General features: G+C 65.5%; 25 protein-coding genes. 11 read left to right on the top strand and 14 right to left on the bottom strand.

From position 1 onward, the window contains the following. Positions 1 to 22: 22 nt before the first annotated feature. The 5 genes from ACP153_RS02050 to ACP153_RS02030 form a co-directional block, all read right to left on the bottom strand. Positions 23 to 1,186, bottom strand: coding sequence for a CynX/NimT family MFS transporter (locus ACP153_RS02050; RefSeq protein WP_424969311.1), 1,164 nt, complete (start codon positions 1,184 to 1,186; stop codon positions 23 to 25). 138 nt (positions 1,187 to 1,324) lie between these two features. Further along, positions 1,325 to 1,939 (bottom strand): gamma carbonic anhydrase family protein, encoded by a 615-nt coding sequence (locus ACP153_RS02045; protein ID WP_424969310.1) that lies wholly within the window; start codon positions 1,937 to 1,939, stop codon positions 1,325 to 1,327. Between the two features lie 36 nt (positions 1,940 to 1,975). Beyond that, on the bottom strand, positions 1,976 to 2,851 hold the full coding sequence (locus ACP153_RS02040) for a GNAT family N-acetyltransferase (protein ID WP_424969309.1): 876 nt from the start codon (positions 2,849 to 2,851) through the stop codon (positions 1,976 to 1,978). A 109-nt stretch (positions 2,852 to 2,960) separates the two neighbouring features. Beyond that, positions 2,961 to 3,365: a GNAT family N-acetyltransferase gene (locus ACP153_RS02035; protein ID WP_424969308.1), complete on the bottom strand. Its 405-nt coding sequence runs from the start codon at positions 3,363 to 3,365 to the stop codon at positions 2,961 to 2,963. 57 nt (positions 3,366 to 3,422) lie between these two features. After that, complete coding sequence (locus ACP153_RS02030) at positions 3,423 to 4,334, bottom strand: LysR family transcriptional regulator (protein ID WP_424969307.1); 912 nt, start codon at positions 4,332 to 4,334, stop codon at positions 3,423 to 3,425. A gap of 90 nt (positions 4,335 to 4,424) precedes the next feature. On the opposite strand from ACP153_RS02030, the gene ACP153_RS02025 reads away from it, so the two are divergent. The 6 genes from ACP153_RS02025 (at position 4,425) to fahA (ending at position 12,251) form a co-directional block, all read left to right on the top strand. Further along, positions 4,425 to 5,435: a TAXI family TRAP transporter solute-binding subunit gene (locus tag ACP153_RS02025; protein WP_424969306.1), complete on the top strand. Its 1,011-nt coding sequence runs from the start codon at positions 4,425 to 4,427 to the stop codon at positions 5,433 to 5,435. Between the two features lie 69 nt (positions 5,436 to 5,504). Then, positions 5,505 to 7,427 (top strand): TRAP transporter permease, encoded by a 1,923-nt coding sequence (locus ACP153_RS02020; protein WP_424969305.1) that lies wholly within the window; start codon positions 5,505 to 5,507, stop codon positions 7,425 to 7,427. Next, positions 7,424 to 8,995, top strand: a complete 1,572-nt coding sequence (locus ACP153_RS02015) for a sulfatase family protein (protein ID WP_424969304.1) — start codon at positions 7,424 to 7,426, stop codon at positions 8,993 to 8,995. Before ACP153_RS02020 ends, ACP153_RS02015 begins: the two co-directional genes overlap by 4 nt. Positions 8,996 to 9,023: 28 nt before the next feature. After that, positions 9,024 to 10,376 (top strand): homogentisate 1,2-dioxygenase, encoded by a 1,353-nt coding sequence (gene hmgA / locus ACP153_RS02010; protein WP_424969303.1) that lies wholly within the window; start codon positions 9,024 to 9,026, stop codon positions 10,374 to 10,376. Next, complete coding sequence (gene maiA / locus ACP153_RS02005; protein WP_424969302.1) at positions 10,373 to 11,002, top strand: maleylacetoacetate isomerase; 630 nt, start codon at positions 10,373 to 10,375, stop codon at positions 11,000 to 11,002. The genes hmgA and maiA overlap by 4 nt, the downstream gene beginning before the upstream one ends. Before the next feature lie 10 nt (positions 11,003 to 11,012). Next, a complete protein-coding gene (fahA, locus tag ACP153_RS02000; protein WP_424969301.1) occupies positions 11,013 to 12,251 on the top strand; it encodes a fumarylacetoacetase in 1,239 nt (412 codons plus the stop codon). A 37-nt stretch (positions 12,252 to 12,288) separates the two neighbouring features. On the opposite strand, the gene ACP153_RS01995 is transcribed toward fahA, so the two are convergent. The 3 genes from ACP153_RS01995 to ACP153_RS01985 form a co-directional block, all read right to left on the bottom strand. After that, positions 12,289 to 12,885, bottom strand: a complete 597-nt coding sequence (locus ACP153_RS01995) for a LysE family translocator (RefSeq protein ID WP_424969300.1) — start codon at positions 12,883 to 12,885, stop codon at positions 12,289 to 12,291. A gap of 124 nt (positions 12,886 to 13,009) precedes the next feature. Further along, positions 13,010 to 13,402, bottom strand: coding sequence for a nuclear transport factor 2 family protein (locus tag ACP153_RS01990; protein ID WP_424969299.1), 393 nt, complete (start codon positions 13,400 to 13,402; stop codon positions 13,010 to 13,012). Then, entirely contained in the window at positions 13,399 to 14,238 is an 840-nt protein-coding gene (locus tag ACP153_RS01985) for a PhzF family phenazine biosynthesis protein (RefSeq protein ID WP_424969298.1), read from the bottom strand. The genes ACP153_RS01990 and ACP153_RS01985 overlap by 4 nt, the downstream gene beginning before the upstream one ends. A gap of 104 nt (positions 14,239 to 14,342) precedes the next feature. On the opposite strand from ACP153_RS01985, the gene ACP153_RS01980 reads away from it, so the two are divergent. Continuing rightward, positions 14,343 to 14,813 (top strand): Lrp/AsnC family transcriptional regulator, encoded by a 471-nt coding sequence (locus tag ACP153_RS01980; protein ID WP_424969297.1) that lies wholly within the window; start codon positions 14,343 to 14,345, stop codon positions 14,811 to 14,813. Positions 14,814 to 14,840: 27 nt separating this feature from the next. Here the strand turns inward: ACP153_RS01980 and ACP153_RS01975 are convergent, their stop codons facing one another. The 6 genes from ACP153_RS01975 to ACP153_RS01950 all read right to left on the bottom strand — a co-directional run bounded on the left by ACP153_RS01975 (position 14,841) and on the right by ACP153_RS01950 (position 20,490). After that, the gene (locus tag ACP153_RS01975; protein ID WP_424969296.1) at positions 14,841 to 15,626 is read right to left on the bottom strand and encodes a heme ABC transporter ATP-binding protein; all 786 of its coding nucleotides are present in this window, start codon (positions 15,624 to 15,626) and stop codon (positions 14,841 to 14,843) included. Next, entirely contained in the window at positions 15,623 to 16,702 is a 1,080-nt protein-coding gene (locus ACP153_RS01970) for a FecCD family ABC transporter permease (RefSeq protein WP_424969295.1), read from the bottom strand. Before ACP153_RS01970 ends, ACP153_RS01975 begins: the two co-directional genes overlap by 4 nt. Continuing rightward, entirely contained in the window at positions 16,692 to 17,525 is an 834-nt protein-coding gene (locus tag ACP153_RS01965; RefSeq protein WP_424969294.1) for a heme/hemin ABC transporter substrate-binding protein, read from the bottom strand. Before ACP153_RS01965 ends, ACP153_RS01970 begins: the two co-directional genes overlap by 11 nt. Continuing rightward, positions 17,522 to 18,553, bottom strand: coding sequence for a hemin-degrading factor (locus ACP153_RS01960; protein WP_424969293.1), 1,032 nt, complete (start codon positions 18,551 to 18,553; stop codon positions 17,522 to 17,524). The genes ACP153_RS01965 and ACP153_RS01960 overlap by 4 nt, the downstream gene beginning before the upstream one ends. 73 nt (positions 18,554 to 18,626) lie before the next feature. Then, positions 18,627 to 19,124 (bottom strand): hypothetical protein, encoded by a 498-nt coding sequence (locus ACP153_RS01955; protein ID WP_424969292.1) that lies wholly within the window; start codon positions 19,122 to 19,124, stop codon positions 18,627 to 18,629. A gap of 283 nt (positions 19,125 to 19,407) precedes the next feature. Continuing rightward, complete coding sequence (locus tag ACP153_RS01950; protein ID WP_424969291.1) at positions 19,408 to 20,490, bottom strand: tetratricopeptide repeat protein; 1,083 nt, start codon at positions 20,488 to 20,490, stop codon at positions 19,408 to 19,410. Positions 20,491 to 20,682: 192 nt separating this feature from the next. Here ACP153_RS01950 and ACP153_RS01945 point away from each other — a divergent pair, with 192 nt between their 5' ends. From ACP153_RS01945 to ACP153_RS01930, 4 genes are all read left to right on the top strand, one after another. Beyond that, positions 20,683 to 21,093, top strand: a complete 411-nt coding sequence (locus ACP153_RS01945) for a globin domain-containing protein (RefSeq protein ID WP_424969290.1) — start codon at positions 20,683 to 20,685, stop codon at positions 21,091 to 21,093. A 91-nt stretch (positions 21,094 to 21,184) separates the two neighbouring features. Then, positions 21,185 to 22,330, top strand: a complete 1,146-nt coding sequence (locus ACP153_RS01940; protein ID WP_424969289.1) for an FIST signal transduction protein — start codon at positions 21,185 to 21,187, stop codon at positions 22,328 to 22,330. A gap of 22 nt (positions 22,331 to 22,352) precedes the next feature. Continuing rightward, positions 22,353 to 25,115, top strand: coding sequence for a PAS domain S-box protein (locus ACP153_RS01935; RefSeq protein ID WP_424969288.1), 2,763 nt, complete (start codon positions 22,353 to 22,355; stop codon positions 25,113 to 25,115). A gap of 10 nt (positions 25,116 to 25,125) precedes the next feature. Then, positions 25,126 to 25,740, top strand: a complete 615-nt coding sequence (locus ACP153_RS01930; RefSeq protein WP_424969287.1) for a response regulator — start codon at positions 25,126 to 25,128, stop codon at positions 25,738 to 25,740. The last annotated feature ends 22 nt before the right edge of the window (positions 25,741 to 25,762 follow it).

The following is a 25,762-nucleotide window of genomic DNA, read 5'->3' as shown; positions in this document are numbered from 1 at the left end:
AGCGCAAACCCGAAGGCATGCGCTATCTGGCGGCGCGTTTGGACAGGAAGAACAGGCCCGCGAAGGACAACGTGAACCCGGCAACCACGAGGGGGATAACGCTCCAATCCGCATGGGCGATCAGGGCGCCGACCATGGGCGGGCCGGAGAGCGCGCCGAGGCTGCCGAGTTGGGCCACGAGCCCGTTGCTCGGCCCGATGCGGTCGGGCGCGCCCGCAAAGCGCGGAACGGCGGCAAAGGTTTGCGCTACGAGCACCCCGGACATGAAGACCGCCGCCGCCGCACAGGGCAGGATCTGCGCCGGCGCAGCGCCCGCAGCGAATGTCGGAAAGACCGCCGCAATGAGCGCCATGCAGGCGACCGCCGCGATGACACTGTCGGGGAGACGGTTGGCGAGCGCGCCGTAGCAGAGGCTGCCGGCGATGCTGGCCAGGGCGACGGTGCCGGTGATCGCTCCTGCGGATCCGGGCGCGAAGCCATGCTCCTGTACGAGAAAAGTCGGCAGCAGGCTCAGGATCGACAGTGCCAGCAATGTCAGGCCAAGGAAGGCGGCGCCCAGCAACCAGGGCGCTTTGGGCATCGCCCGGATGGTCGCGATCACAGGGGCGTGGTCTGTCGCAGCCCGTCTGTCGCGCGGGATCGCCACAAGAACGAGCGCCACCGCGACACCCATCAGCACCGCGCTGGCCGAGAACCAACCGCGCCATCCGAGAAAGGCGGAAAGTCCGCCGCCAGCGAAGGCGGCAAGGCTGAGCCCAAGGGTGAAGAACGTGCCCCAGATGGCCAGCGCGAAGGGCGTGTCCTTGGCGCTGGATTGCCGCGCGATGAGCGTGGGGGCAGCGACCACGACGATCAGGTATCCGGCCCCCTCGATGATGCGCGTGCCGAGCAATGCAGGGACGGATGGTACGAGGGTCGAGAGAAGCGCGCAGCCCGCCATCAGGACCGCGCCAAGGACCAGGGATGTCTTGAGCCCATTGCGCTCGACCCAGGCGCCCGCGACCAGACCGAGCAAGGCAGAGACCAGCGTGATCAGCGAGACAAGCCAGCCGATCGTGACAAGATCGAGCTGCAGATCCTGCTGCAGAAGCGGCGCCACAGGGGCGACGCGCCCGACCTGTATCGCGCCCGCGACACCCACCAGAAATGCCGCAATGATTGCCCGCCAGTCCGACTGTTCGGTCATGGAGTCTGTCCCTGCCATTTTCATGTTTTTGGCCAAGCCTACCGCGCGGCTCGGGCGCGTCCAACACCCATTCTTGTCGGACGGCGAGACCCACTTGAGGGATCCGCGTGCTCAGGGAAACCTTGGTCGTGAGGAGGCTCAGGTGGCGACGTTGTTCCCGTCCCGCCCGTGCCGTTTGGCCAGCGCTCGGGCATAGCGCGGCATCATGTGGGGCATGATCGTCTCGCCGGATGGCGGGCGCTCGCGGCCAAAGACATAGCCCGGGAAATCGAGCGGCTTCTGGACCGACCAGATCTCCTCATGCTGGTCCGGGGGCAGGATAAGCGCCGGGTTGCCGACCGCGACCCAGCCAAGCGGGACCACCGCGTGCGGGGGCAGATGGGTCCGCAAATGCACGATCCCGTTGATCCGCACCTCGGCGCCCGTGCCGATCACTGCCCCGTTGAAGACAGTGGTGCCTGTGGCGAGAAACGCTTCATCCTCAACCCGGCAGCCCGTCAGATAGGCCCGGGGGCCGACCAGCACGTTCGACCCGACGACCAACGGGTTCCCCCGCACGCCGCGCAGAACCGCCGTGTCCATCACGACCACATTCTCGCCGAGGCGGATTGGCCCGCTCTCCGCCGTCAGAACCGCGCCGAAACCGATGGAGCATTGCGCGCCGATCTCCACATCGCCGCTGATCACCGCGTTCGGGGCAATGCGGGCGCTTGGATGCACGCGGGGCGAGATGCCGTCATGGTCGAGGATCATGGCAGGTCCTTTTGCAATAGGGAGGGACGGGCGGCCTTACAGGTGCTTCTCGAAGAAGAGGTCCGGGTAGGGATCGTCATTGAACCGCGGGATCTCGTGCCATCCCATGTCGCGATAGAGGGCTGCGGCCTCAAAGAGGGTGCTGTTGGTGTCGAGGCGGAGCGTCTGGATCCCCATGGCGCGGGCCGCCTCCTCGGCGGTGGTCATCAGGCGACGTGCAAGGCCCAGCCCGCGCCCGGCGGGGGCGATCCACATTCGCTTGATTTCAGCAATGGGGCCCCCCTTGCCCTTGATCCCCACGCAGCCGATAGGCATGTCGCCCAGCCGCGCCACCACGAAAGTGCCATGGGGCGGGCGCATCTGGGACAGCTCGGGCACGCCGGAGTTTTCCAGATCGAACTCCAGGTTCAGCCGCTTGCTCAGCTCGGCGGCGAAGGCCTCCAGACATCTTGTGGCGATCTCGGAGGCATAATCCGCCTCCTCAAAGACGATCTCGTCGCGCGACAGTGTGATCGTGACCACATCCATGGCATCAAGCAGTCGCCGTGCTTCTTTGTGGCGGGCGAGGATCGCGGCGGCCCGCTCATCCGAGAGGGTCTCATAGATGTCGAACTCGGCCTTGCCCTTTGCCGTCAGGGTCGAGATCCGGCTGCGACGGTCCTCCGGGTTGGGCTTGGTCTTGATCAACCCTTCGCCCTCGAGCCCGCGCAGCAATCGGCTGAGCAGGCCCGTGTCCAGCTTCAGCTTGGCGCGCAGGTCCGAGACGTTTTCATAGCCAAGCCCGATGGCGTTGAGGACCCGGGCCGAGCCCAGGGGGCGCCCCCTGTTGAGAAAGGAATCCTCGAGCGCGCCCACCTCCACCGCGACGGAGCGTCCGAAGTTTCGAATACGTGTGATGTCATCTTGCTGCATTTATCTGACTTTAGTCAGCTAATAGGGTCGCGCAAGAGTTTTCTCGCGGCTTGCGCGGGAAGCACAGGGGCATGTCCGGCGCAGCGGCGGCGCAGGCAAGCGCCGTGCCCTAGTGGTCGGTGCCCTCATAGATCCACATGGGCACCACGGCATCGGTTTTGCGAAACCCCACGCGCTCATAGAACGGCGCGGCGTCGGTGACGGCCAGAAGCACCTGCTGATGAAAGCCACTGTACTTCTCCGCCATCCGCGCCATCAGGCCCCGACCAATGCCCCGGCCCTGAGCGTCCAGATGCACAAGAAGATGTGGGTAATAGACCACGAGGCTACCGTCAGAGATCGCGTTTGCCAGACCGACCAAACGGTCGCCGTCAAAGGCGCAGATCAGGTGATCGGACCCGCGCAGGGCGGCCATCAACCGATCGGGATCCTCCGCCGAGCTCCAGCCATTGGCCGCATATAGGGCGACCACCTGCGCGCGATCAGGGCGGATCCCTGTCCGATACTCGATCATACTGCGCCCCCTCTTCCGCGTCCTCCGGCAGATAGCACGGTTTCGCCAACAGTCCGATCAGAGAGGCTGTATCCCGCCCGTATGGGCCACCAGATCCGCCAGAAAGCTCGCGACGACCGGGTTTGGCGGCGTGTTTGACAGCTGGATCGCACCGAGGGGGCGGTGAAACTGGGGATGCTCGAAATCCAGAAAGACGAGCCTGTCCTCCAGATAGGGGCCGGTTGTGGCGATGGGCATGGTCGAGATCAGGTCCGAGGAGGCGACGATCTCCAGGGCCGAGCGGATCGAATCCGTTTCGCAGACGATCTGCATGTGATGGATGCCGGAGGCGATCATTGCGGCCTCGGTCTGCTGGCGCAGCAGGCTGCCTCGGGAATGGGCGAGCCAGCGCTGCTCCATGAGGTCCGAGGCCATGATCGCCCGCGTGCGGGTCAAGGGGTGTCCGGCCCGGCAGATGATCGCCACGTAGTCGTCAATCAGCGGTACGAAATCCAACCCGGAGGCCGGGTCCGCCGCGCTCTGGGGGCCGAAGACCACGTCGATCTGGCCCCGCTCCAGCATGCTGCGAAGCTCGTGGACAAGGCCGGTCCGCAGCTCGACGACGCAATTGGGGTTCTCCACGATGAAGCGCGACAGGATCTCGGTCAGAAACCGTCCGCAGACGATGGGCGGCGCGCCAATCCGCAACTGCCCGGCGGAGCCCGCCGCCGCGAGGGAGGCGAGATTGCCCGCCTGTTCCTCCGCCACGCGGATCGCGAGGCCGCTGCGGGCCAGCTTCAGCCCGAGGTCATTGGGCACCGAGCGCCGCCCATCCCGGGTGAAGATCGGCGCACCCAGACGCTCTTCGAGGGTGCGCATATTGCGGCTCAGCGCGGGCTGGGTCAGCCCGATCCGGTCGGCGGCCCTTTGGAAGGATCCGGTCTCTACGATGACCGAAAGCTGGGCCAGATGTCTTGTGTCGAGTTTCATATCAATTCGATATGTTTGCCTGATGATTGCTGATTATACTTGATGAAATCGCCTTGTTAAGCTTTGCGCGACAAGAGGGAGGACTTCGTCATGATTTTCACGAACCTAAAGCGGGTCGCTGCGATCGCGTCCGTTGCACTTGCCCTGCCGAACCTGAGCGCGGCGGAAATCTTCAAGGGAGAGACCGCAGGCGTTGGCGACCCGGTCCACACGATGTTCGTTGCCTTCACCAATCAGGCCGGCAAGGCGGATGTGGAGATCCAGGTGAATGCGGGCCAGACGCTCACGAAATCCATGCTCAAGGGTGCCAAGGGCGAGATCGCGTTCTTCTCGACCGTGCCCTCGCTGGTCAACCTGATGGCCGGGCAGAAACGGATGTATGAGAAGGTTGCGGGCGCGCCGGAGCTGGCCAAGAACATCCGCGCCATTCTGGGGTTCAAGGCCGGAGCCTATCACCCGGTGACGCTCGCCGGGTCGGGGATCGAGGATTGGAGCGATATCAAGGGCAAGACGGTTTTCACTGGCCCGCCCGCCGGATCGGCCTCGGCCACGTCCGAGGCGCTGATCAAGATCATCACCGGCTATGTGGCGGGCGAGGATTACAAGGCGGTGCGCCTTGGCTGGGGCGAGGGCTATGCCGCCCTGGCCGATGGCAAGATCGACATGATGGTGCGCCCCGCCGAGATCGGCTCGGCCAATATCGAGCGCTTCGGTCTGTCGGGCGAATTCCGCATCCTCTCGATCCCGGAGGACAAGATCGCCAGTGAAGAGATGCAGGGGCTCTTCGGGCGTCCCGGGCGGGGGATGATGTCCTTCTCCGGTGATGTCTATAAGGGACAGCTGACCGGCGGCGACATCACCGCGCTCGGCTTTACGCAGTTCATCGGCACCAATGCGGAGGTCTCCGAGGATGTGGTCTATCAGGCCACGAAGGCCTTCTGGGAGAACCTCTCGGAGGTGCATGCGACCGCGTTTTTCCTCAAGGATGTGACGCCCGAGACCGCCTTCACCTCGGTCAATGTGCCGCTGCATCCCGGCGCGGTGCGCTACTATGACGAAGCAGGGATCGCGATCCCGGACGCCCTGCGACCCGGTTCCTAAGCGCATCTCGTCCCGCAGGGGCGCGACCGCGCGCCTCTGCTGCCCTGCATCCCAAGGAAAGCCCCCATCATGACCGATGATGCTGCCCCCACCGCCAGCGTCCCGATCCGCGTGTTCGCGATCGCGGCTATGCTGTCCTGCCTCGCCCTTGGCGTGATCACGATCTACAGCTCGGGCATTGGCCTGATCGAGCCGAAACTGCATCGGGCTGCCGGCTTCGCCCTGGCCCTCTTGGTCGGGATCACCGTGTCTCAGAACCGACGGATCGCCAGTGGCAAGCCGCTGACACCGCTGCATCTGGCTGTGGATATGGGCCTTCTCATCGCGGGGCTCTGGTCGATCTGGTCCTTCCACTTCGTGCAGACCGAGATGGAGACCGCGCTTTATGATGTGACGACGCGCGATGCCTGGCCCGCGCTGGCAGGGCTGATCGTGTTTCTTGAGCTTTGCCGGCGTCTCTGGGGCTGGGGGCTCTTCGCCGTGGGGGCGTTCGGGGTGCTCTATCTGCTCTTTGGGCAGGACCTCCCGGGGATCCTGTCCCATGCGGGCTTTTCGCTCAAAGAGGTCGCTGAAGCCCTGTGGTACAACACCAACAAGGGCGTTTTCGGGTCGATCACCAATATCGTGCTGAGCACGGTGTTCATCTTCATCATCTTCGGGGTCCTGCTTGAAGGGACCGGGGCCGGGGATACCCTGCTGAAATTCGCCTTTCTCGCCACGCGCCGCACGCGGGGCGGCCCGGCCCATGCGGCGATCCTGGCCTCGTCGATGTTCGGCACCATGTCCGGCTCCACTGTCGCCAATATCGTGGGCACCGGGACCTTCACCATCCCGATGATCAAGAAGCGCGGCTTCTCGCCGACCTTTGCGGCAGGGATTGAGGCCACGGCCTCGTCCGGCGGGCAGATCATGCCGCCGATCATGGGAGCGGCGGCGCTGGTGATGGCGGATCTCACGGGGGTGGGCTACCTGAACATCATCGTGGCGGCTCTGCTGCCTGCTCTGTTTTACTATTTCAGCCTGTTTTCGGCCGTGACGGTCGAGGCGCGGCGTCAAGGGATCGAGGTGCAGCCTCTGACCATCGACGACCGCATCACCCGAACCGATTACATCAACTCTGTGCTCTTTGCCGGGCCGATTGCGGTGGTGATCGGCTCGCTCCTGATGGGGCTCTCGACCTCTGCGGCGGGCTTCTATGCGGTGGTGGTCCTGCTGGCTTTGTCGGTGATCAACCCGGATGTGCGGCGCGATCCGATGCGGGTCTGGCGGTCCTTCCTCAAAGGGGCGGAATCCGGTGCGACCCTGCTCATCGCCATCGCCGCGATCGGCATTCTGGTGGGCTCGCTCGATTCCACGGGCCTTGGGCTCAAGCTGGCCAATGTCATCGCCGAGATCCGGGGGGAGAGCCTCTTCTCCGCCCTGCTGGTGGCGATGCTGGGCGCGCTGGTGCTGGGCATGGGGATGCCGACCCTGCCGGCCTATCTGATCATTATTCTCGTGATGGGGCCTGCGATCCAGGCGCTGGGCGTGTCCATGCTGACGGCGCATATGTTCGTCTTTTACTACGGGGTGGCGTCCTCGCTGACCCCGCCCGTGGCCATCGCGGCCTATGCGGCCGCCCCCATTGCCGGGGCAAACCCGCTGATGACCGCCTTCATGTCTTTCCGGCTGGGGATGGCGAAGTTCATCATCCCCTTCATCTTCGCCTTCTACCCGACGATCCTCATCATCGAGGAGTTCAGCCTCTTCCCGTTCATCTGGATCGTGGCGCGGACCTGCTTCTGCATCTGGCTCTTCTCCTCGGCGCTATCGGGCTTTGACCGGCGCAAGCTGAGCGTGCCGGAGATCGGATTGCGCTTTGTGGCGTCCTTTGCCTGTCTTGCGACAGATCCGCTTATTCACCTGCCGGCGGTCGCCATAGGAATCGCTCTGATCGCCATCGATCTGCGCGCGGGTCGCAGCGCGGATCTGTCCACCGGGAGAGCGTCATGACCAAGCGTCCAAACTTCCTCTTCATCATCACCGATCAGCATCGCGCGGATCATCTGGGATGCTATGGCAACACGGTGGTGCAGACCCCGCATATCGACGGGCTCGCGACCCGGGGCACCCGCTGGGACCGGTTCTATGTGGCCAACCCGATCTGCATGCCGAACCGCGCCTCGATCATGACCGGGCGGATGTGCTCGGTCCATGGGGCGCGCCATAACGGGATCCCGCTGTCGAAGGATCACACCACCTTTGTCGAGCTCTTGCGCGACGCGGGCTATGCCACGGGCCTGATCGGCAAGTCGCATCTGCAGAGCTTTACCGGCCTGCCTGCCACCAACAAGTTCGAAGCCAGGGAGGGGCTCCGCGCCCCCTCGGCCCATCTTCAGGACGCCTACAAGAACAACCGCCACTCGCCGGATTACGATCTGGAAGTGGCGCCTCAATGGGACACACCGCTGGCGGATCGCCTGGATGGGGATTTCTACGGGTTCTCCCATGTGGAGGTGGCCGCCGATCACGGGGATCAGGCCTCGGGCGACTATCTGCTCTGGGCGCGGGACGCGCGGGCGGAGTTCGACACGCTTGTGGGACCGGACAACGCCCTGCCGGACAATCGCATCGATGCGCCGCAAGCCTGGCGCACGGCGGTGCCCGAGGAGCTCTATTCCACGAACTGGATCGCGGATCGCAGCGAGGCCTGGCTTGCCGAGCAGGCCAAGTCCGAGGCGCCGTTTTTCCTCCAGATGTCCTTTCCGGATCCGCACCACCCCTTCACCCCGCCGGGTCGCTATTGGGACATGTACGACCCGGGGGAGATCGAGCTGCCGGCCTCCTTTGGCAAAGGGGATCTGCCGCCGATCAAGGCGATGCAAGCGGCCCTGAGCCAGGGCACGGATCCGCGCGACAACCAGAACCCTTTCGCGGTGACCGAGGAAGAGGCACGGGCGATCATCGCGCTGACCTATGGCATGATCACGATGATCGATGACGCGATCGGACGGGTTCTGAAACGGCTCGAGGCGCTGGGGCTGGCCGAGGATACGGTGGTGATCTTCACCTCCGACCATGGTGATTACATGGGCGATCACGGGCTGATGCTGAAGCTTCTGCTGCATTACCAGGGCATCATTCGGGTCCCGTTCATCTGGCACGATCCCGCCCGCCCGGCAGAGGCGGTTTGCGATGCGGGGCTCGGGTCTTCGATTGACATCTCCGCCACCATCCTCGCGCGCGCCGGGATCCAGCCCTTCAACGGGCTTCAGGGGCGCGACCTCTTCGCGTCACCTCCGCCCGAGGCCATCATCGTCGAGGAAGACAGCCAGCGCGTCATGACCGGGTTTGACCGCCCGCAACGGGTCCGCACCATCGTGACCGACAGTCACCGCATGTCCCTGCGCCAGGGCGAAGACTGGGGCGAGATGTATGACTTGCGGCAGGACCCCCACGAGCTGAGCAATCTCTTTGCCGCGCCCGAGGCTCAGGCGGCACGCGCCGCTCTCACCGAGACCATGCTGCGCCGCATGATCGAGCTGCAAGACCGCGCGCCGCTCCCGGCCTATCGCGCCTGACTTTCCCTCCCCCGTTCGGAGACAGACCATGACCGCTCAAGACCATCGCAAGATCATCCAGCAAGCCATCACCAATGGCACCACCCCCGGATACATGCCCGGTTTCGGCAATGACTTTGAGACCGAGGCGCTGCCGGGCGCGCTGCCTCAGGGGATGAACAGCCCCCAGCGCTGCGCCTATGGTCTTTATGCCGAGCAACTGTCCGGAACGGCCTTCACCAAGCACCCGCCCGAGCGGACCTGGTGCTATCGCATCCGGCCTTCGGTGAAGCACTCCACACGCTACACGAAGATCGACTTGCCCTATTGGAAGAGCGCGCCCTGCATCGACCCCGATGTGATCAGTCTTGGTCAGTATCGCTGGAACCCGGTGGAGGCCTCAGAAGACCGCCTGACCTGGGTGACGGGCATGCGGACCATGACCACGGCGGGGGATGTGAACACCCAGGTCGGCATGGCCACCCATGTCTATCTGGTCACGGCGAGCATGGTGGATGACTACTTCTTTTCCGCCGATAGCGAGCTGCTGGTGGTTCCCCAGGAAGGGCGCATCCGGTTCTTCACCGAGCTCGGCATCCTCGATGTGGAGCCCAAGGAGATCGCGATCATCCCCCGCGGTCTGGTCTACCGGGTTGAGCTTCTGGACGGCCCGGCCCGGGGCTTTGTCTGCGAGAATTACGGCGAGAAGTTCGAGCTGCCGGGGCGTGGTCCGATCGGGGCCAATTGCATGGCCAACCCGCGGGATTTCAAGGCGCCTGTAGCGGCGTTTGAGGATCGCGAAGTGCCCTCGACCATCACCGTCAAATGGTGCGGGCAGTTCCATGTCACCGAAATTGATCAGAGTCCGCTCGACATTGTCGCCTGGCACGGGAACTACGCGCCGGTGAAATACGACCTGCGCGCTTATTGCCCGGTTGGGGCGGTGCTCTTTGATCACCCGGACCCGTCGATCTTCACGGTCCTGACCGCGCCCTCGGGCAGTCCGGGCACGGCGAATATCGACTTCGTGCTGTTCCGCGAACGCTGGATGGTGGCCGAGGACACCTTCCGTCCGCCCTGGTATCACAAGAACATCATGTCCGAGCTCATGGGCAACATCTATGGCATCTATGACGCCAAGCCCGAGGGGTTCGTGCCGGGCGGGATCAGCCTGCATAACATGATGCTGCCCCATGGGCCGGATCGGGAGGCGTTCGAGGGAGCGACCAATGCGGATCTCGGGGCCGAGAAGCTCGACAACACCATGTCCTTCATGTTCGAGACGCGCTTTCCGCAGCACCTGACACCGTTTGCGGCACAGGAGGCGCCCCTGCAGGACGACTACATCGATTGCTGGACCAGCCTTGAGAAGCATTTCGACGGAACGCCGGGGCCCAAGTGACCCTCTACAGCTATTGGCGGTCGAGCGCGGCCTACCGCGTGCGCATCGCGTTGAACCTCAAGACGCTCAGCTATGAGACTGTGCCCATTGATCTTTTGCGAGGCGCGCAGAGCTCGACCGCCTATCTTGCACGCAACCCCTTGGGCCGGGTGCCGACCCTCGCGCTGGCCGATGGGATGACCCTGACCCAGTCCATGGCCATTCTGGAATATCTGGAGCAGGTCTGCCCGGAGCCGCCGCTTCTGCCGCAGGACGCCGCGCAGGCCGCGCAGGTGCGCGCCGCCGCCCTGGTGATTGCCTGCGACATTCATCCGTTGAACAACCTCAAGGTCGGGCGCAAGCTGCAGGCCATGGGGCATGGGCAAGAGGCGGTGGTCGCCTGGATGACGAATTGGATGACAGAGGGCCTGCGGGCCTATGCGCGGCTCTTGCCCGAGGGCCCGCGTTTCAGCTTTGCCGACACGCCCGGTCTGGCCGATCTGTGCCTGATCCCGCAGCTCTACAATGCCCATCGCTGGGACATGGATCTCAGCGGACTGGCGCGACTGACCGATATCGAAGCCCGCTGCCTGGATCTGCCGGCCTTTGCCGCCGCGCATCCTGACGCGCAGCCGGATGCAGCCTGAGGACACCGACATGAGCAATTTGCACCGCAGCTGGGTCGAGAGCGCCAATCGTGCCGAGACCGATTTTCCCCTGAACAATCTGCCCTACGGCATGGTCTCGCGCCCCGGCGAGGCGCCGCGATGTGGCGTTGCGATCGGGGATCAGGTTCTGGATTTGGCCGGGCTGGAGGCGCAAGGACTTCTCAGCTTTGGCGGCGTGCTTGGCACAGCGGGCTGGAACGCATTCATGGCCCTGGGCCCGGAAGCGTGGCAGCGCCTGCGGGCGGAGCTCACCGCGTTGCTGTCCGAAGGTGCGGCGCAGCGCGAGACGGTCGCGCCCCATTTGATCCCCTTAAGCGATGTGGCGCTCCATATGCCCTTCGCGGTCACGGAATACACGGATTTCTACGCCGGTCGGCACCATGCCACCAATGTGGGCACCATGTTCCGGGGGGCGGAGAACGCGCTGCCGCCCAACTGGCTCCATATCCCTATCGGCTATAACGGGCGGGCGTCCTCCGTCGTGGTTTCGGGCACCGAGATCACGCGCCCCCATGGCCAGCTGAAAGGGCCACAGGACGCCGCCCCGCGTTTTGGCCCCTCCCAGCGCTTTGATATCGAGCTCGAGATGGGCGCGATTGTTGGCCAGCCTTCCACCGGGCCGCTCAGTGTGGATGAGGCCTTTGCGAATATCTTCGGCTATGTACTGCTGAACGACTGGTCCGCCCGGGATATTCAGGCCTGGGAGTATCAGCCGCTCGGCCCGTTTCAGGCCAAGGCGACCGCCACGACGATCAGTCCCTGGATCGTGACTGCCGCCGCGTTGGAGCCGTTCCGCGCGGCCACCCCGGCGCGCGAGGTGGCGCTGCTGCCCCATCTGCAGGACACGGGGCCCATGCTTTATGATATCGATCTGCAGGTCGGGCTCGCGCCGGACGGGGGCGCCGAGACGATCATCGCACGCACGAATTACAAGGAGATGTATTACTCCGCCGCCCAGCAGCTGGCCCATCATGCCTCCTCGGGCTGTCCCATGCGGGTCGGGGATCTGCTCGGCTCGGGCACCATCTCGGGCCCCGCGCGGGAGAACCGCGGCTCTCTTCTGGAGCTGAGTTGGGGCGGCAAGGAACCGTTCCAGCTCGACACGGGCGAGACGCGCAGTTTCATCGCCGATGGCGATACGCTCTCGCTCTATGGCGCGGCGCTGGGCGAGGGGTACCGGATCGGGTTCGGGCCCTGCACCGGGCGGGTCGGTCCGGCGCGGGCCTAGGGACCGGAGGCGGGCAGGGGGCGTCATCGCGATGCCCCTAGAGCCAGAGTTGGATCACCGCGCCTGCGAGCAGGACCGCCATGGCCCCGTTGAAGAGCCGCCAATGCACTGGCCTGCTCAAACGCTGCGCCAGAAGACGCCCGGCCATGGCCCAGAGCGAGAGCGACAGGCAGGCCGATGCCAGAAACACCGCCGCCAGCAGGCTGCCAAGGCGCAGCGGGTCTGGCGTCAGTTCTGAGAAGGACGACGCAACGCCCAGAGCCATCGCCCAGGCCTTGGGGTTCACCAGCAGGAGCGCGCCGGCCCCGACAGCGCCCAAGGGGCGCGCGCCCTTGGGATCCTCCGAGCTCGGCCCGCCCGCACCCGCGATCCGCATGGCGAGCCATAGCAGGTAGATCGAGCCGATCCCTTTGGCGGCCGTGTCCAGCCCGGGCATGGCCAGCAGGACCGCCGCAAGGCTCGTGCCGGACAGGGCCACGAGGCACGCCAGCGTCCCCGCAATCCCGAGGATCAAAGGCAGGCTCCGCCGATACCCGAACCGCGCGCCCGAGGCCGTGGCGAGCGTGGTCGCCCCACCAGGAGAGGCGGTCGCGACGAGCGCAAAGGTGATCAGCGCCTGGAGCTGGTCGGGCATGGCCGCCCCCCTGCGCGTTTGCTTGAGCACTGGCAGCAGGCGCCCCTCTCGGGAGAACCGGCGGGCGCGACGCCGCACGCAACGGGATTGGACCGGCGCTCCTGCGGCGCGCGGATCGGCAAGCTCACGCCTCCACGCTCAGGGTCTCATCCACAAGCCGAACAATCCGTCCGTCCCTGAGATGAAACTCCGAACTGCCGCGGACGCGGACCTCTTGCCCTGCTGTCCAGCCATTGGGCAGATCCGTGGCTACCCGCCCGGTGAAGACAAGCTCAACGCGCGTGATCGGCCCTGTAGTGGTTGCTTGGGTCACGCGCTGGTGCCGCATCTCGAAAGCCTGGGCACCCAGCACCGCCAACTCGGCAAAGGCGGGCTTGCCGACACTCTCGGTCACGGCGATCCCATCCTCTAAATGGCTGAAGGCGATCTCATCGGACAGGCACGCGAGCATGCCCTTCACGTTCCGCGCGTTATAGGCGGCGATGTACTCCGCAACGATATCGGGAAGCGGGATCACGCGATGGTCCGGGCACGACCCGAGACGCGGACGGAGGCGCCCTTGGTCTCCTCCAGCGCCACGTGGATCTCGGACGGGCTGCCCATATCCTCGCCTTGCCGGATGGTGAACTGCCCCCCATGGGGCCAGCCGCTGTCCCGCAGATACCCCGCGAAGGCCGCCGCGGCCGCGCCCGTCGCTGGATCCTCGAGGACACCGCCCGACGCGAAGGCATTGCGAACGACGAAGGATTGATCCCCCTCGATATGGACCAGCATGACCTTGACCAGCCCATGAGCCCGCATCACCGCGCGCCCCTCGTTCAGATCATAGTCCATGGCTGCGAGCCGGGCCCGATCCTTGAGGGGCAGCACCGCGTGATCCGCGCCCGCGTGGATATGCGCCGGGGCCAGACGCGGGTCGAGATCCTCCGACGTGAGGCCAAACAGGGCCATGACCTCCCGCAGCTCCGCGTCCTTCAGGGAGCGGCTTCGGGTCGGGGGCGAAGACAGGGTGGCCATCATCCCATCGGGGCTGGGGGTGGCTTCGACACTGATCTCCGCCTCGTTCAGCGCGAGCTGATAGGTGCCCGCGCCAACCGTTTCCCCCAGCACTGCGCCGAGCGCGATCGTTGCATGGCCACAGAAGGGCACCTCGGATTCCGGCGAGAAGTAGCGCGCGCGCCAGCGGGATTTCGCGGCGTCTTGGGCGACAGCAAAGACTGTCTCGGAATACCCGACCTCCGCTGCGACACGGGCCATATCCTCGGCGGGGGCTGCCGCGTCGAGCAGCACGACGCCCGCCGGGTTGCCGCCTGCGGTGCCTTGGCTGAAGGCGGCGATGCGTTTGATTTCCATGAAATGCTCCTGCAAGTGTTTGACCCAGTCTACCGAAGGCGCTGGGCGGGTGTCCCTCCAGTATCGCGTCCAAATTCAGGTCCTGGCTTTTGTATCTTCAGAGAATGTGGTACTTGACCTTCATGTCAAAAGTGCTCGACCAGACCGACCGCCGCATTGTGGAGATCCTCGAATCCCAGGGACGCACAAGCCTGTCCGATATCGGGAAGGAGGTCGGGCTTTCCGGGCCTGCCGTGGGGGAGCGGCTGCGCGGATTGCAGCAGGACGGTTATGTCACGGGCTTCAGTGCGGGTGTGGATCTGCGCCGGTTTGGCTATACAATTCAGGCGCTTGTCCGGATCAAGCCGCGCAGCGGACAGCTCCGCAATGTCGAGCGGATGATCGAGGAACAGCCGCGCTTTGTCTCCTGCGACCGGGTCACGGGGGATGACTGCTATGTCGCCCGGCTGATGCTGCGGGATGTGGCAGAGCTGGATGAGATCATCCTGCCCCTGCATGACCGGGCGGAGACCAATACGAGCATCGTGAAGTCCTGCATTTTCGAGCCGCGTTTGCCGCCGCTGGACCCGGAATAGCCGCCGGGGCGCGGTCCTCCAGCGCGTCTAGATCCGACCCGCAGCCTGAGGCAACAGGAACGGAATGTCCGAAGGCGGCGCCGCGTTGACCCGCAAAGGGCAGTCATAGGCGCGCGTCAGGATCCCATTGGTCAGCACCTCCTGGGGTTTGCCCTGAGCCTGCACCGCCCCGTCCTTGAGCAAGCACACCGCATCGGCAAACATCGCCGTGAGGTTCAGATCGTGCATCACCGCGACCACGCCCCCGCCCCGCGCGGCGTAATCCGCAGCGATCCGCATGATGCCGAGCTGGTGCCCGATATCGAGGCTGGCGACCGGCTCATCGAGGAAAAGCCAGCTTGGCGCGCCATCGAGCATCGGTTCCCAGACCTGGCACAATACGCGGGCCAGTTGCACGCGCTGCTGCTCGCCGCCCGAGAGCTCTTGATAGAACCGGTCCTCATAGCCACTCAGCCCGACCTGCTGCAGCGCCTGTTGGGGCAGGGTGCGGCGCGCTGCGTGGCGCCCGGCTTCGAGGCCCATGGTGATCACCTCGATCACTGAGAAGGGGAAGGCCAGAGAGGCCGCCTGCGGCAGCACCCCACGCCGTGCGGCGAGCGCCCAGGGCTTGGCGTCCGCGACCTCTTCGCCGTTCAGACGGACGGACCCGGTCGCCGGGATCTCGCCCACCAGAGCCCGGAGCAGGGTGGTCTTGCCGGAACCATTGGGCCCGACAATAGCCGTCAGCGCCCTCGCCTGCGCGGAGAACGCGATGTTTGAGAGAACCGCGCGCCGACCCAGTCGGACGGTAATGTTCCGCGCCTCGAGGCTCACAGATCCACCACCCCTCGTGCGCGCAACAGGATCCACAGGAAGACCGGCGCGCCGAGCACGGCGGTGACGATCCCGATCGGCAGCTCCGCCGGGGCAATGATCGTGCGGCTGAGGCAATCGGCCAGCACCAGAAGGCTTGCCCCCAGCACCGCCGCATTCGGCAGAAGCGTCCTGTGGTCCGGTCCCACGGCGATCCGCAGCAGATGGGGCACGACGATCCCGACAAAGCCGATCCCGCCAGAGACGGCCACTGCCGCGCCGGTCGCGCTGGCCACGATCAGGATGGCGCCGGTTTTCAACCTTTCCAGCGCCACGCCCATATGGGCCGCCGCGGCCTCCCCGAGTGTCAGCCCGTTCAGCCCCCGCGCCAGGAGCGGCGCCGACAGAAAGGCCAGCGCGATGAGCGGTCCGGCCACGGCGACCTTGATCCATGTGGCCCCGGCGAGAGAGCCGAGCCCCCAGAAGGTCAGATCCCGCAATTGCCGATCATCGGCCAGATAGACCAGAATGCCCGAGAGCGCCCCGGTCAGCGCCGCAAGGGCGATCCCCGCCAGCAGCATGGTCGCGACCGAGGTCCGGCCCCGCCGGGTGGAGACCTTGTAGAGCAGGAGGGTGCTGCCCCAGCCGCCGAGAAAGGCCGCAAGCGGGACCAGGTAGTCCCCGGCCACACTCAGGATTGCAGCAGGCAAGGCCGCGCCCAGCACGATCGCCAGGATCGCGCCCATACCTGCGCCCGCGCTGACCCCCACCAGACCCGGATCCGCGAGCGGGTTGCGAAAGAGCCCCTGCATCACCGCGCCCGACACCGCGAGGGCCGTGCCCACCAGCAGCCCCAGCGCCAGACGGGGCAGGCGGATGTCAAACAGGATCACCCGCGCTCCCGCATCGAGCGTGCCGGTCCGGATCCAGTCGAGCAGCGCGAGGCGCACTTGGGCGCCCGCCGCGCCGATCCCGAGGGACAGGATCGAGACAAGGATCAGAAATCCCCAGAGCCAGAGATGCAGCCGCAGGGCCCGCCTATGCCGCGTCCCTTGAGGCGCGCGCAGCGGCGGGCTTTGCGACAGCTCAGCTGCCATGGAGCGCGCCGGACAGGTCCCGCACCGCCTGCGCCGTGCGCGGCCCGAAGCCCAGAAGAAAGAGTCCGTCCATCTGCACCACCGCCCGGGTCCGGGCCGCAGGCGTTGCGGCCAAGGCGGGCAGGGCCAGCAGGGCATCGGTCGCCATGCCATGATCGCCGCCACGGGCCATCATCAGGATCAGATCGGGGGCCATGGCGGCCACGGCCTCATCGGTCAGGGGCTTGTAGCCGTCGAACCCGGTATTGGCGTTCACGCCCCCGGCCAGCTCGATCATCGCGGCCGCTGCCGTCTCCGTGCCCGAGGCGAGGATCCGGCCCCCTTGGGTCGAGAGGATGAAGAGCACGCGCTTGGGCCTGTCACCCGCCAGTTCGGCCACCTGCGCCTTTGCGGCATCGAGATCGGCCCGGACCTGCGCGGCGAGCTCAGCCCCGCGTTCGGGCACGCCAAGGGCCTCGGCGACCTGGTCAATCTTGGCGATGAGGCCGTCCGCGCTCGGCTCATCGCGCACAAACACAATCGGTACACGCGCGGAAGTAAGAACATCCAAGGCCTCTGCCGGGCCAGCCCCCTCATCGGCAATGATGAGATCCGGGGCGAGGCTCAGCACACCTTCGGGGGAGAGGGCTCGCATATAACCCACATCGGGCAGATCCTCTGCAGCGGGGGGATAGGTGGAGGTCGCATCCCGCCCCACCAGCCGGCCCTCTTCGCCCAGGGCATAGACGATCTCGGTCAGCGCTCCACCGATGGTCAGAACCCGGTCAGAGGCGAGTACGGGACCCGCCAGAAGAAACATCAAAAGGGCAATGCGGAACATCATGCAGCGGGCTCCCGGTCGGGCAATCCATGGGCCAGTTCGGAGAAGGCGGTGCGGGTGTCGTTGCCCTTCTTGGGCACGCCGAACATCTGCAGGATCAACAACCCCTCCGCATTGAAAGCCTCGACCGAGACCGCTGGCCCCCGTTGCGTGGGCTTTTCGACCTGCCAGACCTCGGCGATCCGGTCGCGGCGCAGATGCAGGTTGAAGCCGAGATCGAGCACGTTTTGCCACGGCCCCATGGGCTCCATCCGGCGGATCGGACCCGTATGGATCTCGATGCAACCGCGATTGCCGACAAAGAGCATGATGTCGAATCCGGCGGTCTGCACTCCGGTCAGCAGGGCTTCGACCGCCTCCGGGGCGAGGGCGCGCACGAAGGGAGCGCCGGCGATCCGGTAAGCGCCCAACCGGTTCATCTTGAGCTTGGCGCAGAGCCGCAGGAATTGATGAGTGTCCGTGAGCCGAGCCCATTCCTTCAGCAGGATCTCGCGCTTCTCGAGGTTGATCCTGGCGGCCTCGGGCGGGACGCGCTCCTCCAGATCCAGCGTGTCGCGCTGCGCGGGCAGGGTGCAGGCGGTCTTGAGGGCCTCCCACCCGCTGAGATCCGTCTCCGTCGGCAGATAGGCCTTGTGGACCGCATCCCCCGCCGCATCGAAGACCTGCACGCTGTGGCGCAGCCCGCTCCGGACCTCCTCGACAACCGCAAAGGCGTGGCACCAATGGCGGGGGAACATCCGCAGATCGATCCCTGCATTGAGGGTCATCGTCGCGTGTTCGCCGCCATGATAGTCCGTATAGGCCCCGTCCTTCTCGATTACGCAGGCCTCGTTCCGGGTCAGCGCCATCATCGGCCCCAATGTCCCAAGAGCGGGGATCAGCGTGTTGGGATGGGGATGCAGGGCGACGGCCCGGTGCCCGACCTCTGCCGCGACCAATGCGGCTTCGGAGATGCCGAGCGCATCGGCAATATCCCGGGCGCGGCCGGGACGCTGGCTGCGGGCTTCGCGGATGTCATGGGCGTCGAGCATGCGGATCGTCCTTCGAAGTTGGGGCGCGCCGTTTGGGCCCGCGGTACGTGGTCCCGCGCAGGGCAAGGGCGCTTCAGGAGGCGGTGGCCAGCTCCCGCTCTGCCGTGGCGTTGAGCAGCCGCAGCTGCGCGGCGAGGAACGAATCCACCGGGTTCATCTCGCAAAGCAGCATCGCGTAGGAGAAGGCGACCGGGCGGCGACCCTCCCTCAGAGCGGTGAAACTGCGCATGAAGAGGCGTTCATGCTCCGACAGGATCTGCGAGCAGCCCACGCAATGGGGGTTGTTGAACCGAAAGCAGGAGTGCCGCGCCATGCGCATGGCCTGCACGCTGTCGAGGATCAGCGCGGCGATCCGCGGGCCTTCGACCTCGCCATAGAGATTGCCGGGGCAGTCAAAGCCGAGGATCCAGCTCTGGCCTTGCGGATGGGCGAAGCTGTCGAAGAAATACCGGGCGGTTTGCAGGATGATCAGCTCCTGCTCGCAGAAATCCGTATCGTCGAGGCGAGTGGCCTGGGTCTCCTGCGCGCGGTTGCAGCAGGCGTCGACCGTGGGTTTGCGACTAGTGGGCATCGGACACCTTCCAGAAGTCACTGGTTTCCGGGGTCCAGAAGGCATCAAAGCCCCATCTTGGGCGCGGGGTGTCGGAAAGGGTCAGAAAGTACAGCAAGCAGGCCTCCGCCGGTGCGATGCGCGTCGCGGGCGCATCAGATCTCCGTTCGTGTTCGGACCGGGCTCAGGCAAGGGCTTGGCTGGGATGAGATAATCCTGACAGATTTACTTGGGTAATGCAACTCCCTTCCGTCGCGGCGGAGAAAATCCGCCACGACGGGGGGCGCGTCTCGCGGGAAGGGGCCTAGCCCGCCACGGGCGGTGCGCGTCTTGCGGCCAGTTCAGCGGCCACGGCCTTGATCGTGACCGATTTCAGGGGGCCGAGGCGGCAGCTATCCGTGATGCCCGTGTCGCGGCAGAACGCGTTCACTGCGCGGATGAGGGGCGCGTTGAGATACGGGCTCGGCCGCCCCGTCCGGTAGCCCAGAGCCGTGAGCTCCGCCTGCAATACGCGGATATAGGCGTTCTTGTTGAGCTTGGAGGTGACTGTCAGTGCCCGGGCAAAGACCGGGTTCGGCGCGGAGTTCAACAGCGCTTCGGAGGCCAGCCAGAAGCGCGCAGGCTCACGCTCGACCGCAAGGTAGAGCCCTTCTTCCACCCGGATCTTCGCGCGCATGCCGGGCGTCTCCAGCAGGGCGGCGCGCGTCCCCGCGGTCTCGGACCCGAGACCGCGCAACCGGTAGTAGCGCAGCAAACCCTCCGCCGCCTTGGCGTCCCCCTCCGCGGCCCGCGTTTCGAGCCGGGTCAGCACCTCGGCTGCGGCCCCGGGAGCGTCAGGTTGCTTCAGAAGGCCCGCGAGCAGAAAGATCTGCGCATCCCGGCTGTCCTGCGCGGCCAGACGGCGCAGCTCCGCGATCCCGCGCGCAGGGTCCGAGCGCTCCCCCAGCCGGTCGGTTGCATGGGCCCAGGCGAGCACCGGCGCGGCCTTGTCCACCCCCTTTGCAACGGCTTCCCGGAGACTGTCCTCCGCGAGCTCCAGATCACCGCTCTTCAAAGCCAGCTTGCCCAGAGAGATCAGCGATCTTTCATAGCCGGCCGCCACGGCCTGCTCATAGAGCGCGCGGGCCGCATCCAGATCCAGCGGCACACCCTGGCCCTTGGTGTGGAAATAGGCGAGCCGATCCATGGCCCGAGGATAGCCAGCCTGCGCCAGGGCGATCATGGCGGCCGCGGCCTCTTCGGGGGCCTCCGCGCGCAGGGCCATGGCGGCGCTGTAGCGCGCCTTCTGCGCCTTGAGCGTTGCGCCGGTTTCGGCCAGCGCGCCGCCTCCGGCGAGGGACGCACAAAGGCTGAGGGCGAGCAGGGGGGAAATCAGGGACATCTTCATGACAGGAACCTCGTTTTGCTGGCCCTCGTGCTATCCCGCACGCAGCGGTAAATCTTCTAGCCATCGGGATAGAACCGGACCCATCGGGATATCCCGCAGACCGTGATCCGCGCGCGCCCCATGGACAGGGGGCGCCGGGGGCTGTTTAACTCCCCCAACCCGCTGCCGAGCCACCCAAGGAGCCAGAGCACCGTGACCACCACCCCCACCCACCGCGTGCAGAAGACCTGGGCGCAAGTCGCGCCCCTCTCCGAGGATGTAGCGCGCATCTTCTATGCGAACCTCTTTCGCGGGGATCCGACGACCAAGCCGCTCTTTGTCGGCGATCTCGACCTGCAGGGGCGCAAGCTCGTGCAAACGCTGGGCTTTGTGGTGGACCATCTGGAGGATCCCGATGCGCTGATGCCGGCTGCGCGGGACCTTGCGATCCGCCATGTGGCCTATGGGGTGACGCCGGATCAATACGCCTCGGTCGGGGCGGCCCTGATCAAATCTCTCAAGCACGTGCTCGGCACCGAGTTCACGCCCGAGGACGAGGCCGCGTGGTCCGAGATCTATGGCGGGCTCTCCGAGGCCATGGTTCAGGCCGCTTACCCGGCTTAAACTATACGTTGGTATAGGCCGCTATACCGAGTTGATCCCCGACGCCGCAGGGCGCGGGGTAGGGTGCGCCCGTATCGATAGGTTGGCGGATATGAAGATCAGAGTTCTTTCCATCGCGGCGGATGCCGAGGCCGGGGCCGTGCAGGAGCTGCACGGCGCAAGTTTTATTGCAGTGCATGGCAATTGCGCCACCGACCCCCGAGCTCTGGGGCTCGTGGAATGTGCGGGTCAGGTCCATGGCGCGACCTCCTGCCTGGGCGCCATGAGCCATGAGGGTGTGACCGACGGGCTCGCGATCTTCGCCATTGATGACCCGGACGGGGCTTACGGCACGGCGATGCTGCCCTTCGATCCCGACAGTTACAGTGCCGCGCGCGCCGCCACGATGCAGGCGCTGGCGGCCGCCGACCGGCTGGGCGAGAAGCCCGAGCTGGTCTGGGTCTCCAGCACGCCGGGTACCGAAGAGGCGATCCTTGCGGGCATCGAGTCGGTGATCGGTACGGATGTCCCGATCATTGGCGGCAGCGCGGCGGATAATGACGTGGCCGGCAACTGGTTCGTCTTCGACAAATCCCGGAGCGAAGCAGCGGGTGTGGTCGTCACGGTCATGTTCCCCTCGCGCCCGGTCTCCTTCGCCTATCACAACGGCTATTCCCCCACGGAGAAATCCGGCACGGCCACCAAGATCGAAGGCCGCCGCGTGTTGGAGATCGACCATCGTCCGGCCTTTGAGGTCTATGGCGAGTGGTGCGAAGGCGCGGTCGCGCTCGACCCGGCCAAGACCGGCCCGCAATCGATCCTTTCGGACAGCACCCTCTCGCCCCTTGGCCGCAAGGTGACTGAGCTTGACGGTCTGCCCTCCTACCTGCTGGCCCACCCCGCCGCGGCGGAGACCACCGGCGCGCTGGAGCTTTTTGCGACCGTGGAGAAGGGCGAGGTTCTGACCTTCATGACCGGCACCCAGGCGGGTCTGATTGACCGGGCCGGGCGGGTCGCCGCCCTTGCGCGCGCTGCGGGCAGCATGGAGACCGCGCCCATTGCCGGCGCATTGATGGTCTATTGCGGGGGCTGCATGCTCTCAGTGCGGGACCGTCTCGACGAGGTTGTGGCCGGGGTCGCGGACTCTCTTGGTCCGGCGCCTTTCCTCGGCACTTTCACCTTTGGCGAGCAAGGGCAGATCATCGGCGCCGGAAACCGGCATGGAAACTTAATGATTTCCTGCATAGTGTTCGGGTAACCCAGCTTAAGGGACCCGTAGCATGGCCGAAGATGAGCGGCTGCGCGAGGCGCTGCTCGAATTGCAGCTCCTGCGCGAACGAGAGGCGAAATCCCTCAGCGAGACGCGCAAATTGCTGGAATGCCTGGAGGCATATTCCAGCGCGCGCACCCCTGGGGATGCCCTCGCGAGCATTTTCGTCTCCCTTCGCAACAAGATCGGCGCCGATCTCGCGGTACTGGGCGAGATTGATGGCGAGGGCGGCTTTACGATCTCCGCCAGTGACGAGCCGCGCGTGCTCGGCCAGCGCCTTGTGCCGCCCTTTGATCTGGCCGCGCGGTCGCGGGATATCATCGATCTGAGCGTGACAGGGGCCTGGGGCGGGGATCTCGACATCACGGGCTACACCGCTTTTGAATGCGCCCCACTCCATTCCGACGGGCGCCGCTACGCGCTGGCTGCGTTCAAGGCAAAGCCGCCCGCCTTCGCCAAGGGCAGTCTCAGCCTTGTGGAGCGGTTGGCGGGCCTCGCGCTGCGCGCCCTGCAAGGGAGCAAGATTGCCGAGGAAAACAAGCTCCTCGCGGCGGCAATCCAGGGCTCGTCCTCGGGCTTTGCCATCGCCGATGCGACCCGGGATGAGCGCCCTCTGATCTACGTGAACAGCGCGTTTGAAGAGATCTCCGGCTACTCGGCTGAGGAGGTTTTGGGCGAAAACTGCCGGTTCCTTTCGGCGGAGCCCGCGGATGGGGCGGAGCGAACCCGGCTCCGCGCCGCGGTGCGGGACAATGCGCCCGGCCAGTTCCTGCTGCGCAACCAGCGCAAGGATGGCAGCCTCTTCTGGAATGAGCTGACCCTTTTCCCGGTGGAGAATGAGGCGGGTGAGACGGTCAATCTGGTGGCCACCCAGAACGATGTGAGCGGCCGGGTCGACGCCGCCGCCGAGCGCGACAAGACACGGGCGCAGATGGCGCGGGCGCTCACGGCGACCGAAGACGCCTTTCTCGTGCTCGAGCCCGGCCATGTGGTGGCGTTTTCCAACGATGCCACGCGGGACATCTTCTTTGCCCCCAATGTGGATTGGTCCGTCGGCACGACCTTTGAAGAGAATTGGGCGGCCTATCTCGACGCGTCTGAGGATCTGCCAGGGCGGGTGACGACGCTTCTTACCCAGCCGGATCTGGAAGCGCTGTCGCAATTGCCCAATGGACGCGAGATCGATCTGCCCGATGGTCACACGGTGCTGATCCGCGCCTCGAGCTTTGCCGATGGCGGCATGGTGCTCTCGGCGACGGATGTGACCCCGATGAAATCCGCGCAACGGCTGCTGTCGCAGCGGCTCGCGGCGATCGAGGCCGCACAGGACGGTATCGCGGTGACCGATGGGGCCGGGCGGCTGACCTTCCTCAACCGAGCGGCCTCGGATCTGTTGGGATTTTCCTCGCCCACGGCGGCTTTGGGCAAGACCTGGTACACGCGCTATGACGGTCAGACCCAATCGGCCAATCAGGAACCCTTTGACATGACGCTGGAGCGTCAGGAAGAGGGCAAGACCCGCACCCATGAGGTGACGGGCACGGTGCTCGACAGTGGCGGGACCGTGATCGTGTTCCGAGACATTACCGACCGGCTCGAATACGAGACCCGCGAGGCGGATCTCAAACAGGGGTTGCAGCAACTCCAGCGGCAGGAGGCCACGGCACAGCTGACCGCCGGGATTGCCCATGATTTCAACAATCTGCTCTCGGCGATCAATGGCTCGGCCACGCTGATCGGGCTGGAAGAGCAGCTGACCGACAGTCTCAAGGCCCATGTGAACCGGATCTCCACCGCCGGGACGCAAGCGGCGAAGCTGGTCAATCGCCTGCTGGACATCGGGGCGAACAATGATGCTCAGGGTACGTTCGATCTGCGCTCGGCCATCGCGGACATCCCGGCGCTGGTGGAACCCAGCCTGCCGGCCGGTGTGGCCTTCCAGATGGAGACGGGGGAGGGGAGCTTCGCGCTCTCAGGCGATCCTGGCGCGCTGACTCAAGCAATCGTCAACCTCGTGCTCAACGCGCGCGATGCCATCGGGGGCGCGGATGGGCAGATCGCGCTGGAGGTGTCGAGCCTGTCCGGGCGGCGTATCGACGGGGTGCATGTGGGGGAGCTTCTGCCCGCGCGCCGTTACGTGCGCATCGATGTGTCCGACACCGGCAGCGGCATCGCCCCCGAACAGCTCGAAGCGGTGTTCGAGCCTTATTTTTCGACCAAGGGGCGTCATGGGACCGGGCTGGGCCTCGCCATGGTTTCCCTGCAGGTGCAGGCGATCGGCGGCGCGGTAGGCATCCGGTCCACCCTGGGGGAGGGGACCACCGTCTCGGTCTACTGGCCCACCACCTCGCCTGACGAGGTGGGGGAGGCGGGGCCCACTTCCACGCGCCATGACCTCGGCGGACAGACGATCATCCTCGTGGATGATGACGAGGATGTGGCCGCGGTTGCTGCCGCCTATCTCGAGGCGCAAGGAGCCGAGGTCGCGGTCTGCATCGATCCGCGGGACGCGGTGGAGGCGGTCGAAGAGGAGCCTGAGGCCTGGTCCGCCGTGGTGACCGATTACGACATGCCCCAGATGAATGGCGGCGATGTGGCCGAACGGGTCAAGCGCGCCAACCCGGCGATTCCGGTGATCCTCGTGACCGCGCTGGCACGGCGTTTGTCCGATCCGCGTATCACAAACGGCACGGTCAATCTGGTTCTGGCGAAACCAACGGACCTTAACCATTTATCTTCTGTTCTTTCGGAATATCATGGAGACCCCAACTGAGGCTCTTGCCATGCGCGTTTTGCTTGCCGATGACCACGACCTTGTTCTTGAAACCCTCGCCTCCTTCCTGAAGGCCGAGGGCGGGTTCGAGGTGGAAACCTGCGGGTCTCTCGACGCGGCCTGCGAGAAGATCAGCAATGACATCGCCTATGATCTCGTGCTGCTGGATTATACCATGCCGGGGATGGATGGTCTGGACGGGCTGAAAAAGGCCATCGATGCGTCCTTCGGTCGGCCCGTGGCGATGATGTCGGGCACGGCCTCCAAGGTGATCGCGCAGGATGCGATTGATGCAGGTGCGATCGGATTTCTGCCCAAGACCATGGCGGCGAAATCCATGGTGAATGCGGTGAAATTCATGGCCATGGGGGAGACCTATGTGCCCCTCGATTTCCTCAATGCGGAGGAGGAGGTGGCCGAGATCCCACTCGCCAAGCAGCTCTCGGAGCGGGAGCATCAGGTGCTGGGCGGTCTCTGTCGTGGCCTGTCGAACAAGGAAATCGCGCGGGAGCTGGATCTGCAGGAGGTGACGATCAAGCTCCATGTGAAGACCCTCTGCCGCAAGATCGACGCCAAGAACCGGACCCAGGCGGCCATGATCGCGAAGGAGGCGGGCCTCTTTTGAAGCCCGCCCCCGTGTCCCCACC

The sequence above is a fragment of the Dinoroseobacter sp. S76 genome (assembly GCF_049801095.1).
Classification (GTDB): Bacteria; Pseudomonadota; Alphaproteobacteria; order Rhodobacterales; family Rhodobacteraceae; genus Dinoroseobacter.
The sequence above is the reverse complement of the archived record's forward strand: the minus strand, read 5'-3'. Positions and strand labels throughout refer to the sequence as shown.

Coding starts and splice junctions, on each gene's coding strand:
- ACP153_RS02045 (WP_424969310.1), bottom strand. CDS start 1,939: ATGATCCTCGACCATGACGGCATCTCGCCCCGCGTGCATCCAAGCGCC.
- ACP153_RS01970 (WP_424969295.1), bottom strand. CDS start 16,702: ATGGCAGCTGAGCTGTCGCAAAGCCCGCCGCTGCGCGCGCCTCAAGGG.
- ACP153_RS01955 (WP_424969292.1), bottom strand. CDS start 19,124: ATGCCCACTAGTCGCAAACCCACGGTCGACGCCTGCTGCAACCGCGCG.
- ACP153_RS02025 (WP_424969306.1), top strand. CDS start 4,425: ATGATTTTCACGAACCTAAAGCGGGTCGCTGCGATCGCGTCCGTTGCA.
- ACP153_RS02035 (WP_424969308.1), bottom strand. CDS start 3,365: ATGATCGAGTATCGGACAGGGATCCGCCCTGATCGCGCGCAGGTGGTC.
- ACP153_RS02020 (WP_424969305.1), top strand. CDS start 5,505: ATGACCGATGATGCTGCCCCCACCGCCAGCGTCCCGATCCGCGTGTTC.
- ACP153_RS02015 (WP_424969304.1), top strand. CDS start 7,424: ATGACCAAGCGTCCAAACTTCCTCTTCATCATCACCGATCAGCATCGC.
- ACP153_RS01960 (WP_424969293.1), bottom strand. CDS start 18,553: ATGCTCGACGCCCATGACATCCGCGAAGCCCGCAGCCAGCGTCCCGGC.
- ACP153_RS01935 (WP_424969288.1), top strand. CDS start 22,353: ATGGCCGAAGATGAGCGGCTGCGCGAGGCGCTGCTCGAATTGCAGCTC.
- hmgA (WP_424969303.1), top strand. CDS start 9,024: ATGACCGCTCAAGACCATCGCAAGATCATCCAGCAAGCCATCACCAAT.
- ACP153_RS02040 (WP_424969309.1), bottom strand. CDS start 2,851: ATGCAGCAAGATGACATCACACGTATTCGAAACTTCGGACGCTCCGTC.
- ACP153_RS01980 (WP_424969297.1), top strand. CDS start 14,343: ATGTGGTACTTGACCTTCATGTCAAAAGTGCTCGACCAGACCGACCGC.
- ACP153_RS01995 (WP_424969300.1), bottom strand. CDS start 12,885: ATGCCCGACCAGCTCCAGGCGCTGATCACCTTTGCGCTCGTCGCGACC.
- ACP153_RS01985 (WP_424969298.1), bottom strand. CDS start 14,238: ATGGAAATCAAACGCATCGCCGCCTTCAGCCAAGGCACCGCAGGCGGC.
- ACP153_RS01965 (WP_424969294.1), bottom strand. CDS start 17,525: ATGATGTTCCGCATTGCCCTTTTGATGTTTCTTCTGGCGGGTCCCGTA.
- ACP153_RS02030 (WP_424969307.1), bottom strand. CDS start 4,334: ATGAAACTCGACACAAGACATCTGGCCCAGCTTTCGGTCATCGTAGAG.
- fahA (WP_424969301.1), top strand. CDS start 11,013: ATGAGCAATTTGCACCGCAGCTGGGTCGAGAGCGCCAATCGTGCCGAG.
- ACP153_RS01950 (WP_424969291.1), bottom strand. CDS start 20,490: ATGAAGATGTCCCTGATTTCCCCCCTGCTCGCCCTCAGCCTTTGTGCG.
- ACP153_RS02050 (WP_424969311.1), bottom strand. CDS start 1,186: ATGACCGAACAGTCGGACTGGCGGGCAATCATTGCGGCATTTCTGGTG.
- ACP153_RS01940 (WP_424969289.1), top strand. CDS start 21,185: ATGAAGATCAGAGTTCTTTCCATCGCGGCGGATGCCGAGGCCGGGGCC.
- ACP153_RS01930 (WP_424969287.1), top strand. CDS start 25,126: ATGCGCGTTTTGCTTGCCGATGACCACGACCTTGTTCTTGAAACCCTC.